Origin of the sequence: Pseudomonas sp. B14(2022), from assembly GCF_012030485.1 — a bacterium.
Taxonomy (GTDB): domain Bacteria; phylum Pseudomonadota; class Gammaproteobacteria; order Pseudomonadales; family Pseudomonadaceae; genus Aquipseudomonas.
In genome coordinates, this window is the sequence record NZ_JAAUVM010000027.1 from 28,750 (window position 1) to 41,628 (window position 12,879).

A 12,879-nucleotide genomic window follows, 5' to 3' on the forward strand; every position below is an offset into this window, starting at 1 on the left:
CTTAAGGCACAACAATCGCTGACTCTTTACCGAGGTGTGCAATGGCACTCGACACGTGGCTGGCCTTTTTCCTGGCAAGTTGGATCATCTCCCTGTCCCCTGGCGCCGGCGCCATCGCTTCAATGTCCAGCGGCCTGCAATACGGTTTCCTGCGCGGTTACTGGAACGCCATTGGCCTGCAACTGGGCCTGGCAATGCAGATTGCCGTGGTGGCGGGCGGTTTGGGTGCCATTCTGGCGGCGTCGTCGACCGCGTTCTATGCGATCAAATGGTTTGGTGTGGCGTACCTTGTGTACCTGGCCGTCAAGCAATGGCGTGCCTTGCCCATGGACATGGCCGATGACGCGGCGATACGCCCGCTCGGCAAGCCGATGGCGATGATGTTCCGGGGTTTCCTGGTCAACGCCAGCAACCCCAAGGCCCTGGTGTTCATGCTCGCGGTGCTGCCGCAGTTCGTGAATCCGCAGGCGCCGCTGCTGGTCCAGTACCTGATCATCGGTGCGACGATGATCAGCGTCGATATGGTCGTAATGGCGGGGTATACGGGGTTGGCGTCCAAAGTCCTGCGCCTGTTGCGCACGCCCAAGCAGCAGAAGCGCGTGAACCGTACGTTTGCCGGGTTGTTCGTGGGGGCTGCGGGTTTCCTGGCCAGCTTGCATCGCGCAACGGCGTAAACCTCGGAACCTCTGAAGAAACCGCATTAAAAGTGTGGGAGGGGGCTTGCCCCCGATGGCGGTGTCTCAGCTACAGCTAAGCTGACTGACACCCTGCTATCGGGAGCAAGCCCCCTCCCACATTGGTTATGTGTTTCCAAAGGATTACCCTTCAGCGCAGGATCTTCGGCGCTTCATCCCTTGGCAGGTTATTACGCAACGCCGGCTGGCCAGGCTCTTGATAGCCGCCGCCCAACTGTTCCGCCAGTTGCCGTGCCACGTCCTCACCCAGCGCCTTCGACACCTCCTTCACCACGCGCGGCCGGTTCAGGCTCACGCGTATGTCGCGGCTGTTCACCAGCTTGGTGTCCTGGCCTTCGCCCATGGCGGTAAACGCCGAGGTGATTTCGTAGGTGCGGGTGTTGATCAGGCTGAAATCCGCCACCAGCGTCAGGCCCAGCACCGCCGAGTAGCTGTTGGTGTGGTCCAGGGCGTTGATGTCCTGGGTGAAGTCGATGTCTGACAGCGTGCCGAACAGCACGTAGTCCGCGCCCTTGAAGTTACCGGCCTTGATGCGCTTGATCACGTCATAGACGTCACCTTTGGCATCGGCGGTGTAGGGCGTGCCCTGCACCAGCTGGAACTGGCGGGACTTGAGGATTTCGCCCTTGATATCACCGCTGAATTTACGCAGCTCGGTCTGTTCGATGTAGCTGCTACGGCTCTCGTACTCGCTGTAGTTCGATGCACCGCTGGCGTTGTAGCTGCTTGCCTGGAAGTTGTTGCTGGCCGAAACCTGGTGGATGTACTCCTCGACCCGCGCCTGGTAGGCCAGGTCAGTCACCGCGATTTTGGGCGCGGCCGAGGCGCCAAAGGCGCACAGCAGGCCGATCAAACCAATCCATGCACGCATCGCTTAGCGCTCCGTGGTCTTGCGGATTTCTTTTTCGTCCATCCATTCAGCCAGGCCGCTCTCGACGTCGATCAGCTGCAGGCTGAACTTGTAGAACACGTCCTTGTAGTCCGAACTGCGCTTGACGATGGAGCTGATGGAGCCTTCCAGGCGGTACTTGGCGGCGACCATGTTGCCGGTTTTGCTGACGGTGGACTTCTTGTACAAGCCGCTCTGGTTCTGCAGCTTGAGCTGGTCGACCTGGCTCTGCATGTCGGTGTTGTCACTGGCGAAGCGTGCGGTGCCGGTCTTCATCAGTTGGGTCTTGATCGACGTGGTGATCTCACGGGTATCGATGTACTCGCTGGTCTTGTTCTTTACGTCATACACCTGCACCACCGGGCGGCCTTGCAGGATGCCGGACTGGGCCAGGGAGCGGGTCATGCTTTCGGCAATCATCTGCAGGTCGGTGGAGCCGAACTCGTTGGTCACCAGTTCCACGGCCTTGGTGTCGCCGTAGCTGATATTTTTACCGCCCAGTACCGGGGAGGTGTTCGCGCAACCGCTGGCCAGAACGGCAACCACGGCGAGAATCGAGAAACGTACAAACATGGGGAAATCTCTCAGCAGCAAAAAGAATGAACGGCTCAAGGGGTTTTGACTTCAAGGCGGAAGTCCGCGGCCTGGGGCACATTGGCAATGGCGGGCAGGAATGTCGCCTGGTTGGCGTACAGGTTCAGCACCTTCCAGGCCTCTTCATCGCCTACGGGGAAACCATCGGCGCCCAGCCAGGCGAAGCGGTAATACATCATCTGGTTACTGCTGGTGATGTTGCTCAGTTGCACCTTGGCGGTAAGGAAACCGTTCTCGCGGGCCACACGAATGGCGCCGACCGCGATGCCCTTGAACTTGCCCATCACTACGATTTTGCTCGCAGCACTGCCAGGTTCCGGCGGCGGCGGGGTCGCGCAGCCGGCAAGCAGGACCAGCGCCAGGGCGCCGAGGATGAAGTGACGCATAGCGTGCTCCTTAAGGTTGTTTGAGGGTGGCAATGGCCTGGGGCGGATTGTTCGGCACCACATGGGCGGCCAGGCCACCGGCGAACACCTGGTTGCCGACCACGCGCAGCGTGATCACCTGGTAGCGCTGATCAGCCTTGATCGTCACCCGCGTGCCACCCAGGGCGTTGGGCAGGCTGACCTGGTGCTCGCCGCGCTTGAGGCGCAGGCGGGTCACTTGGGTCATGTCCGGCAAGGTGCGCCAGGTGCGGGTGTCGGCGCCCTCGGTTACGGCCGAGGCGATACCCAGTACCAGGCCTGCCATGGGGTTGGTCTTGTTCAGGTTGTTCTGCGCCACACCACGGGTTACCGCACGCACGGTGGTGCGCAGAATGATCCCTGGCATGTCATCCCGCAGGGCGCGGCGGGACATGGCAGTGGTGCTGTTGAGCGCCGTGAGGTTCTGTTGCTGGCCATCGACACCGATCTGGGCGAAGGTCGCCGTGGAGGTGTCGGCCTTGATCACCGGGAACGACAGCGGGGTGATCACCAGGTTGCCATTGATCGGGATGGGCAGCGGCAGGCGGATCGAGTCGCGGGCGGGTGCGAGACCGCTCTGCACCACGATCAGCACGTCGGTTTCATCGGCGCCGACCTTGGATTTATCCAAGTCGAGCAACGCTTTTTCCAGCAGTGGCGTGTTAGGACGCAGCTCGACGGCCTTGCGATAACCGGGGGCGGCCAAGTCTTTTTCGCCCAGGGCTTCGTAGACGAAGCCGGCCAGGTAATGGCTGAACGCACTTTGGTAGCTGTTCTTCAGGCCGACCACTTCCGGCGCGTCGAGGGCTTGCACCGGGTAGCCGTGCAGGTCCTTGAGCTGGGTGGTCATGCCCTGGCGCTCGGCGTCGTCTTCGCGCTTGAGGTATTCCTTGTCGCGCAGGTCGGCGATCACCGCTTCGCGTTCGTGGGTCTTCTTGATTTCGGTGCGTGCACCGTCGAAGTCGTTCAAGGCCAGCAGGTTCAGGGCCATCTGCGTGGTCAGCATGACTTTTTCGTAGTCATAGCCTTCGTAGCGACGCACCTTGTCGTTGGCCAGGAAGCTGCCGAACTGGGACAGGTACTTTGCGCCGTCGAACTTGACCGACTCTTCCCACTTGTAGACTTGCAGGTCGGCGCTGCGCCAGGCGGTCTGGCTGCCGGTCAGGTCGCCCTTGGCCCGCAGCAACTCGCCCTTTTCGAAGAAATACAGCAGGTCTTTGTCTTCGCCGGTGTTGTTCTTTTCCAGCAGGGTCAGGGCGGCGTCGACATTGCCGGTGGCCAGTTGCTGGTTGGTAGCTTGCAGCTCTGAGTCGTAGCTGCGGAACATTGAACAGCCGGAGAGCAAGGTGACTGCCGCGAGCGTGAGCGGAGTTAAGGCGCGAAAAGCCATGTGACTTCTTCCCTGAAAGTAGCCGACCGATGTGGTAATTCCTCATAAAAACGAGGAACGAAATTCCCTTTCGCACTAACAGGGCGCGGCATTATAAGCACCGTTAATGGCAAAACAATGGCTTTTTGCTTTGATTGGTCGACATAGATGCCATTACCGCGCGGCTGAAATTCCCCTCCCGCTCAAACGACAAATCACTAACGCCTTGAGTCAAACCCTTTAAGGCTTAACAATGTGTTACTTCGTATTTCCACTTGAGATTCATTCATGACTGGCCCCTTCCGTTTTCTCGCCTGGCTGCTGTTGCCGGCGTTGATGTCGTGCAGCTTCAACCTGTTGGCCGCGACCGCCGAGGGCGCCCCACAGGCCCTGCATTTGCTGGACTACATTGGCGCTGACTACCCGCCGACGGTGCAGGCGGGCAAGGTGGTGGATGATTCGGAATACCGTGAGCAGGTGGAGTTTCTCGGGGTATTGCAGGGGTTGGTGGCGGATTTGCCGCAAAGGCCCGAGCGTGCGGAGTTGGTGAAGGGCGTCAATGAACTGCTGGCCGCTGTCACCGCTCACGCAGATGGCGCGACCGTTGCTCGCCAGGCCCGCCAGTTGGGGGCCAAGCTGGCAGTCGCGTATGAAGTCAGCCAAGCCCCGGCCATCACGCCCGACCCGACGCGCGGCGCACCGCTCTACGCCCAGCACTGCTCGGTGTGCCACGGTACTGCCGGTGCTGGCGATGGCCCGGCCGGCGTGGGGATGACGCCGCCACCTGCCAACTTGACGGATGCAGCACGCCTGGACCGCCTGAGCCTCTACGCGATCTACAACACCCTGGGCCTGGGTGTCGAAGGCACCGACATGCCGTCTTTCGCCGACCAACTGGACGACCGCCAGCGCTGGGACCTGGCCACCTACATCGCCGGTTTCACCGCCGACCCGGCCGCCGCGAAAAGCGAACAACCCCTCAATCTCGCCGACCTGGCCCGTCAGACACCTGATGAAGTGCTGGCCGCAAGCGGCGCGGCGGCTGCCACGACCTTCCGCGCCCAGCGTGCGCAACCGCCGCAGGTCAAGCGTGGCCCGGCGCAGTTGCTCGATTACACCGCCACCACCCTGGACAAAAGCCTCGCGGCGTTCCGCAATGGTGACCACGACCAGGCCTATGATTTGTCGGTAGCGGCCTACCTCGAAGGCTTCGAGTTGGTGGAAAGCTCTCTGGATAACGTCGACGCCAATGTACGTAAGGACACCGAGAAGGCCCTGATGGCTTACCGGCAGTCGTTGCAGGACGGCCTGCCGATCGAACAGGTGCAGCAGCGCCTGGACGTGGCCAAGGGCAAGCTCGCCGAATCCGCAGGCTTGCTGGGCAGCGATGGCTTGAGCTGGTCGTTGAGCTACATCTCCGGTCTGCTGATCCTGCTGCGTGAAGGCCTGGAAGCGATCCTGGTGCTGGCGGCGATCCTCGCCTTCCTGCGCAACACCGGCCAGCAATCGGCGGTGCGCAGCGTCAACGTCGGCTGGGGCCTGGCACTATTGGCCGGCTTGGCCACCTGGGCACTGGCGGCGTATGTGATAGACGTCAGCGGCGCCCAGCGCGAATTGCTCGAAGGCTGCACGGCGCTGTTCGCCAGTGTAATGGTGCTGTGGCTTGGCGTATGGATGCACGACCGCCGCCATGCTGCGGCATGGCAGGACTACATCAAGAGCAGCCTGGTGGGCGGCGGTGGGCGTTTCGGGTTTGCCATGCTGGCGTTTTTCTCGGTCTACCGCGAGCTGTTCGAAGTGATCCTGTTCTACGAAACTCTGTGGCTGCAAGCGGGCCCGGCCGGGCACAACGCGGTGCTGGCGGGTGGTGCCACGGCGTTGGTGCTGCTGGTGGGCCTGGCCTGGGTGATCCTGCGCGGTTCGGCGAAACTGCCGCTGGCGCTGTTTTTCGGCATCAACGCGGCGCTGCTGTGCGCGCTGTCGGTGGTGTTTGCCGGCCATGGCGTCAAAGCGTTGCAGGAAGCCGGCATCTTTGGCACACGGCCGGTGGCGTTCTTTGACTTCGACTGGCTGGGCATCCACGCCGATGCGTACTCGTTGAGTGCACAGGCCTTGGCGATCCTGGCGATTATGGTGTTGTATGGCCGCAGTCGCCTGGCTGAAAAACGCCGGGTGGTGGCCTGACCATGCGGGTATGGATCGACGCCGACGCCTGCCCTCGGGCCGCCAAGGACCAGGTGGTGAAGTTCGCCCTCAAGCGCCAGTTCGAAGTGGTATTGGTGGCCGGGCAGAGCCAGATCAAGCCGAGCTTCTCGTGTGTGAAGTTGATCGTGGTGCCCAGTGGACCGGACGCCGCAGACGATTATTTGGTCGAGCACGCAGTACCCGGTGAGCTGGTGATCTGCAGCGATGTACCGCTGGCTGATCGTCTGGTGAAGAAGGGCGTCACCGCCCTCGACCCACGGGGCAAGGAGTTCAGCCCGGCGAACATGAGCGAACGGTTGGCGGTGCGTAACTTGTTCACTGACCTGCGCGAGCAAGGTCAGATGGGCGGTGGTCCCCCACCCCATGGGGAAAAGGACAAGCAGGCGTTTGCCAACTCACTTGACCGCATCCTGACCAAATTGATGCGCCAGGCCTGACCTTGTGGCGAGGGTACTCGCCACACCAGGCCGGCTTACTACCGTTAAGTTCACGGCTCCCTCATCAATCGTTCTCGTGGGTCAGCTCCAGCACCCGATCCACCAGCTTGTTGATGCCTGACGCCACCTCGCTGATGTTCTTGCCCAGCATATAGGCCGGCGTGCTTACCAACTTGCGTGCTTTGTCCTCGACAATGTCTTCCACTGTGCATTCGTGGTGGGTGGCGCCCATTTTGTCGAGGGCGGCGGCGGTGTCGGCATCGTTGCCGATGGTGCAGGTCACTCCCGGGCCGTAGATCTTCGCGGCCAGAGCCGGCGAAATGCAGATCAGCCCCACCGGCTTGCCGGCTTCTGCAAAGGCTTCAGCCAGCGCCAGTACCTGCGGGTTGACGCTGCAAGCGGCGCCCTCCAGGGCAAAGTCCGACAGGTTCTTCGCCGCACCAAACCCGCCGGGTACGATCAACGCATCGAAGTCTGCGGCACTCGCCTCGGCAATGTCCTGCACGGCACCTCGGGCAATGCGCGCCGATTCCACCAGCACATTGCGCGACTCGGGCATTTCCTCGCCCGTCAGGTGGTTGATCACGTGCAACTGCGCAATATTCGGTGCAAAACATTGGACCTGAGCGCCGCGCTGATCCAGGCGCAGCAAGGTGATCACGCTTTCGTGGATCTCTGCGCCGTCGTACACGCCACAGCCGAAAAGGATCACTGCAATCTTTTTGCTCATGGGCATTTCTCCTGGGGTCTTGGCGTTAAATGTCTACTAATTTGTAACCTGTTGCCAATGGGATCTCGCACCGCTGCACCTAATCTTGATGTAACAAAAATAGACCGGACCAGACCATGGACTTCGTGCCTTACGCGGTACCGTTTTTCATTGCCTTGATCGTAGTGGAGCTGCTCGCCGACCGTTGGCGTGGGCAGCGCAACTATCGCGTGGCGGACGCCATCAACAGCCTCAGCACCGGCGTACTGTCCACCACCACCGGGCTGTTGACCAAGGGTGTGGGGCTGCTGACCTACGCGTTTGCCCTCAAGCACCTGGCGCTGATCGAGCTGTCTGCCCAGAGTGTCTGGACCTGGGTATTCGCCTTTGTGTTCTACGACTTCTGCTACTACTGGCTGCATCGAATGGGGCACGAGCGCAATATCCTCTGGGCCGCGCACTCGGTGCATCACCAGAGCGAGGACTACAACCTCAGCACCGCCCTGCGCCAGACCAGCACCGGCTTCCTGCTGAGCTGGATTTTCTACCTGCCCCTTGCCGTGCTTGGCGTGCCGCTGGTGGTGTTTATCAGTGTGGCGTCCCTTAACCTGCTGTATCAATTCTGGGTGCATACCCGGCACGTGCCCAAGCTTGGCTGGTTCGAGTGGTTTTTCGTCACGCCATCCAATCATCGGGCCCACCATGCACAGAACGCTCTCTACATGGATCGCAACTACGGCGGGGTGTTCATTCTTTGGGACAGGCTGTTCGGCACCTTCCAGGAAGAAGACGACAACGAGCCGGTGATTTTCGGCGTGACCACGCCCTTGGCCAGCTGGAATCCGTTGTGGGCCAACCTGCAGTTTTATGCACAGCTTTGGCGTGATGCACGGCGTACCGAAAGTAAGTGGGACAAGCTGCGCATCTGGTTCATGCGCACTGGTTGGCGCCCGGCGGACGTGAAGGCCAAGTACCCGTTGGCCAAGCCGGATTTGAGTCAGTTCCGCAAATTCGAAGTGCCGCTGGACGCGCGCCAACAGGTCTACATCGCCCTGCAGTTCGCGGCGTATGTGGGTTTTGGCAGCTATTTGATGAATGTCGGCGAGGGTCTGCCCACCGCAGCGCTGATTCTCGGCTGGAGTGCGATGGCGCTTGGATTGTTTACCCTGGGCGTGGCCCTGGAGAATCGCCCGTGGGCGTTAAAGGCCGAACTGATGCGCCTGGCGCTGAATGTGCCGCTGGTGTGGCTGGCGCCGCTGGTCGGGCTGTGGCCGGCGAGCAACCTGGGATGGTTGGGCCTGGTGAGCTACAGCCTGCTCAGCGTGATTGGCCTCTACTGTTGCAGAGGCCGGCTTACTCGACTGGTGTCTTAGGCGCTTCTACCGGAGCGGGCTCGGCGGCGGCGAGCCGCGCCTTGGCATCGGCACAGGCCTGGCGGGCGATACGGGCGTTCTTGAAACGGCGGCGCAGCCACAGGCCAAAGCCCAGCAGCAGCAAGGCGCCCAGTACCCACAGCTCGTATTTCTTGACGCTGCCCAGCATGCCTTCCAGCACGGCACCGAAGTGATAAGCCGCAGCACCCAAGGCCGCAGCCCAGATTGCAGCACCAATACCGTTGAGGATCAGGTAGCGTACTGGCGGGTAGCCTGACAGGCCGATCGCGACGGGCATTACCGTGCGTAATCCGTAGACAAAGCGGAAGCTCAGCACCCAGATATCCGGGTGCTTGCGGATATGTTCCAGGGCTTTGTCGCCCATCAATTGCCAGCGCGGCTTGCGCGCCAACAGTTTGCGGCCGTGCTTGCGGCCCATGTAATACCAAAGCTGGTCGCCGGCGTAGCTGCCGAAGAAGGCAACGACTACCACCAGGTTGATATCCATGTACCCACGGAACGCCAGGAAGCCTGCGAGAACCAGGATGGTTTCGCCTTCGAAGAACGTGCCTAGGAAGAGGGCAAAGTAGCCGAAGTCATGCAGAAATTGTTGAAGCATGGTCTGGGTGCTGGCGAAATGAACGCGCAGCCTACGCCTTCGTGAACATTCATGAAAGTATCGAGATGTGTCACGAAGTGAACAATTCCTACATTAAGCGACGAATGCGACTACAGGTCGCATCGTTAAGCACAACTGTCATACCTTCGTCATAATGCCCGCTTATAACTGCAACGCTCGCCCGTGAACCCGGGCTCAGGAGTCTGTCGTGAGTTTTACCCCTGCCAATCGCCTGTTCCCTGCTACCCGCCTGCGCCGTAATCGCCGTGATGATTTTTCTCGCCGCCTGGTTCGTGAAAACGTACTGACGACGAACGATCTGATCCTGCCGGTGTTTGTGCTCGACGGTGAAAATCGCCGGGAAGCGGTGGCATCGATGCCGGGAGTGGAGCGCTTGACCATCGATCTGCTGCTTGAAGAAGCAGCCGGTTGGGTCGAGTTGGGGATACCGGCGTTGGCGTTGTTTCCGGTCACGCCGTCTGAACTCAAGTCCCTGGACGCTGCCGAAGCCTGGAACCCGGACGGTATTGCCCAGCGCGCCACCCGCGCGCTGCGCGAGCGTTTCCCTGAGCTGGGGGTGATCACCGACGTGGCGTTGGACCCGTTCACCACCCACGGGCAGGATGGCATTCTGGACGAAGAAGGCTATGTTCAAAACGACATCACCGTCGATGCGCTGGTCAAGCAGGCGTTGTCCCACGCGGCAGCAGGCGCCCAGGTGGTTGCGCCGTCGGACATGATGGACGGCCGCATCCAGGCGATTCGCGAAGCCCTGGAACTGGCCGGCCACGTCAATGTACGGATCATGGCCTACTCGGCCAAGTACGCCAGCGCCTACTACGGCCCGTTTCGCGATGCGGTGGGCTCGGCCCTCAACCTGGGTAAGGCCAACAAGGCTTCGTACCAGATGGACCCGGCCAACAGCCATGAAGCCTTGCACGAAGTGGCGGCGGATTTGGCCGAAGGCGCCGACATGGTGATGGTCAAGCCGGGGATGCCGTACCTGGACATCCTTTACCGGGTCAAAGAGGAATTCAAGGTGCCGACCTTTGTGTATCAGGTCAGTGGCGAATACGCCATGCACATGGCTGCAATACAAAATGGCTGGTTGAGTGAAGGGGTAATCCTTGAATCCTTGACGGCCTTTAAACGTGCCGGGGCTGATGGCAGCCTGACCTATTTCGCCGTCCGCGCCGCCCAATTGCTTAGAGAGCAACAATAGCCCTCACAGGAACATTCGATGAATACCGAAGGACTCTCCGAAGTTGCCGTAAAAGACGCTCACCCGGTGGTGGAACAAGTCACCGAGACCCCGCCGGAGCACGAGCCGGTCGCGCCTGTGGTGGTAGCCGAAGCGCCAGCCCCAGCCCCGGTGGCCGCCGTAGTGACCAACCTGGATGACAGCAGCCTGTACATCCACCGCGAGCTGTCACAACTGCAATTCAACATCCGCGTGCTCGAGCAGGCGCTGGATGAGACCTACCCGTTGCTGGAACGCCTGAAGTTCCTGCTGATCTTCTCCAGCAACCTGGACGAGTTCTTCGAGATCCGTGTCGCCGGCCTCAAGAAACAGATCACCTTTGCCCGTGAACAAGCCGGCGCGGACGGCTTGCAGCCGCACCAGGCCCTGGCGCGCATCAGCGAGCTGGTGCATGGCCATGTGGACCGCCAATACGCGATTCTCAACGACATCCTGCTGCCGGAACTGGAAAAACATCAGGTCCGCTTCATTCGTCGTCGTCACTGGACCACCAAGATCAAAACCTGGGTGCGCCGTTACTTCCGTGACGAGATTTCACCGATCATCACCCCAATCGGCCTCGACCCGACGCACCCGTTCCCGTTGCTGGTGAACAAGAGCCTCAACTTTATCGTCGAGCTGGAAGGGATCGATGCCTTCGGTCGCGATTCGGGCCTGGCGATCATCCCGGCGCCGCGCTTGCTGCCACGGATCATTAAGGTACCGGAAGAGGTGGGGGGCGCTGGCGATAACTATGTATTCCTGTCGTCGATGATCCATGCCCACGCCGATGACCTGTTCCAAGGCATGAAGGTCAAGGGCTGCTACCAGTTCCGCCTGACCCGTAACGCCGACCTGGCGCTGGATTCCGAAGACGTCGAAGACTTGGCCCGTGCCCTGCGCGGCGAGCTGTTCTCGCGGCGCTACGGCGACGCGGTGCGCCTGGAAGTGGCGGATACCTGCCCCAAACATCTGTCGGACTACCTGCTCAAGCAGTTCAACCTCGCCGAGTCCGAGCTGTACCAGGTCAACGGTCCGGTGAACCTCACGCGGCTGTTCAGCATTACTGGCCTGGACAGTCATCCGGAACTGCAATACACCCCGTTCACCCCGCAGATCCCGAAACTGCTGCAAAACAGCGAGAACATCTTCAGCGTGGTGAGCAAGCAGGACATCCTGCTGCTGCACCCGTTCGAGTCCTTCACCCCGGTGGTCGACCTGCTGCGCCAGGCCGCCAAGGACCCACACGTGTTGGCTGTACGCCAGACGCTGTACCGCAGCGGCGCCAACTCGGAAATCGTCGACGCGTTGGTAGACGCCGCGCGCAACGGCAAGGAAGTCACCGCGGTGATCGAGTTGCGGGCACGCTTTGATGAAGAGTCCAACCTGCAACTGGCCAGCCGCCTGCAAGCGGCCGGTGCGGTCGTGATCTACGGCGTGGTGGGCTTCAAGACCCACGCCAAGATGATGCTGATCCTGCGCCGCGAAGCCGGTGAGATCGTGCGTTACGCCCACCTGGGTACCGGCAACTATCACGCCGGCAACGCCAAGCTCTATACCGACTACAGCCTGCTGACTTCCGACGACGCCTTGTGTGAGGACGTTGGCAAGTTGTTCAGCCAATTGATCGGCATGGGCAAGACATTGCGCATGAAGAAGCTGCTGCACGCGCCGTTCACCCTGAAGAAGGGCATGCTCGACATGATTGCCCGCGAGACCCAGTTCGCCCTCGAGGGCAAACCGGCGCACATCATCGCCAAGTTCAACTCGCTGACCGATCCGAAGATCATCCGCGCGCTGTACAAGGCCAGCCAGTCCGGCGTGCGTATCGACCTGGTGGTGCGTGGCATGTGCTGCCTGCGTCCGGGCATTGTCGGCGTGTCGCATAACATCCATGTGCGCTCGATCATCGGCCGCTTCCTGGAACACACGCGGGTGTTCTACTTCCTCAACGGCGGCGAAGAGCAGATGTTCCTCTCCAGTGCCGACTGGATGGAGCGCAACCTCGACAAGCGTGTGGAGACCTGCTTCCCGGTCGAGGGCAAGAAGCTGATCATGCGGGTCAAGAAAGAGCTGGAAAGCTACCTCACCGACAACACCCATAGCTGGAGCCTGCAGTCGGATGGCCGTTACGTGCGTAACACGCCGACCGGCAACCAGAACCCGCGCAGTGCCCAGGCGACGTTGCTGGAGAAGTTGGGTAGCCCGATTCTCACGGTGAACTAAACACCGACGCGGTCTGAAAATGTGGGAGGGGGCTTGCTCCCGATGAAGGAGTGTCAGTCAACAGATTCATTGACTGGTCCACCGCCATCGGGGGCAAGCCCCCTCCCACATGTGTTTTT

Annotated in this window: 12 protein-coding genes; 6 read left to right on the forward strand and 6 right to left on the reverse strand. The window is 60.9% G+C overall.

Going from position 1 to position 12,879, the window contains the following annotated elements; all coding sequences use genetic code 11:
- Positions 1-41: 41 nt before the first annotated feature.
- On the forward strand, positions 42-674 hold the full coding sequence (locus HCF10_RS27425) for a LysE family transporter (RefSeq protein WP_131697605.1): 633 nt from the start codon (positions 42-44) through the stop codon (positions 672-674).
- 151 nt (positions 675-825) lie between these two features.
- On the opposite strand, the gene HCF10_RS27430 is transcribed toward HCF10_RS27425, so the two are convergent.
- From HCF10_RS27430 to HCF10_RS27445, 4 genes are read right to left on the reverse strand one after another with little or no spacing between them, the layout of a single operon-like run.
- Entirely contained in the window at positions 826-1,566 is a 741-nt protein-coding gene (locus tag HCF10_RS27430; protein WP_131697604.1) for a penicillin-binding protein activator LpoB, read from the reverse strand.
- A gap of 3 nt (positions 1,567-1,569) precedes the next feature.
- Positions 1,570-2,157, reverse strand: a complete 588-nt coding sequence (lpoB, locus tag HCF10_RS27435; protein WP_131697603.1) for a penicillin-binding protein activator LpoB — start codon at positions 2,155-2,157, stop codon at positions 1,570-1,572.
- A gap of 35 nt (positions 2,158-2,192) precedes the next feature.
- Positions 2,193-2,564, reverse strand: a complete 372-nt coding sequence (locus HCF10_RS27440; RefSeq protein WP_131697602.1) for a YcfL family protein — start codon at positions 2,562-2,564, stop codon at positions 2,193-2,195.
- A 10-nt stretch (positions 2,565-2,574) separates the two neighbouring features.
- Entirely contained in the window at positions 2,575-3,972 is a 1,398-nt protein-coding gene (locus HCF10_RS27445; RefSeq protein ID WP_167656794.1) for a COG3014 family protein, read from the reverse strand.
- A gap of 267 nt (positions 3,973-4,239) precedes the next feature.
- Between HCF10_RS27445 and HCF10_RS27450 the strand changes: the two genes are divergently transcribed.
- Both HCF10_RS27450 and HCF10_RS27455 read left to right on the forward strand, forming a co-directional pair.
- Positions 4,240-6,135 (forward strand): FTR1 family protein, encoded by a 1,896-nt coding sequence (locus tag HCF10_RS27450; protein WP_167656795.1) that lies wholly within the window; start codon positions 4,240-4,242, stop codon positions 6,133-6,135.
- Between the two features lie 2 nt (positions 6,136-6,137).
- Positions 6,138-6,593, forward strand: coding sequence for a YaiI/YqxD family protein (locus HCF10_RS27455; protein ID WP_131697599.1), 456 nt, complete (start codon positions 6,138-6,140; stop codon positions 6,591-6,593).
- Between the two features lie 64 nt (positions 6,594-6,657).
- On the opposite strand, the gene elbB is transcribed toward HCF10_RS27455, so the two are convergent.
- Positions 6,658-7,323 carry an isoprenoid biosynthesis glyoxalase ElbB gene (gene elbB, locus HCF10_RS27460; RefSeq protein ID WP_167656796.1) on the reverse strand — a complete coding sequence of 222 codons (666 nt, stop codon included), beginning with the start codon at positions 7,321-7,323 and terminating at the stop codon, positions 6,658-6,660.
- A 116-nt stretch (positions 7,324-7,439) separates the two neighbouring features.
- Between elbB and HCF10_RS27465 the strand changes: the two genes are divergently transcribed.
- Entirely contained in the window at positions 7,440-8,675 is a 1,236-nt protein-coding gene (locus HCF10_RS27465) for a sterol desaturase family protein (protein ID WP_131697597.1), read from the forward strand.
- Here HCF10_RS27465 and HCF10_RS27470 read toward each other — a convergent pair.
- A complete protein-coding gene (locus HCF10_RS27470) occupies positions 8,656-9,294 on the reverse strand; it encodes a DedA family protein (protein ID WP_131697596.1) in 639 nt (212 codons plus the stop codon). The two genes, HCF10_RS27465 and HCF10_RS27470, sit on opposite strands and share 20 nt — an antisense overlap.
- 208 nt (positions 9,295-9,502) lie before the next feature.
- Between HCF10_RS27470 and hemB the strand changes: the two genes are divergently transcribed.
- Together hemB and ppk1 are read left to right on the forward strand one after the other, a co-directional pair.
- On the forward strand, positions 9,503-10,516 hold the full coding sequence (hemB, locus tag HCF10_RS27475) for a porphobilinogen synthase (RefSeq protein WP_167656797.1): 1,014 nt from the start codon (positions 9,503-9,505) through the stop codon (positions 10,514-10,516).
- Positions 10,517-10,534: 18 nt separating this feature from the next.
- Complete coding sequence (gene ppk1, locus HCF10_RS27480; RefSeq protein ID WP_167656798.1) at positions 10,535-12,760, forward strand: polyphosphate kinase 1; 2,226 nt, start codon at positions 10,535-10,537, stop codon at positions 12,758-12,760.
- Positions 12,761-12,879: the final 119 nt, after the last annotated feature.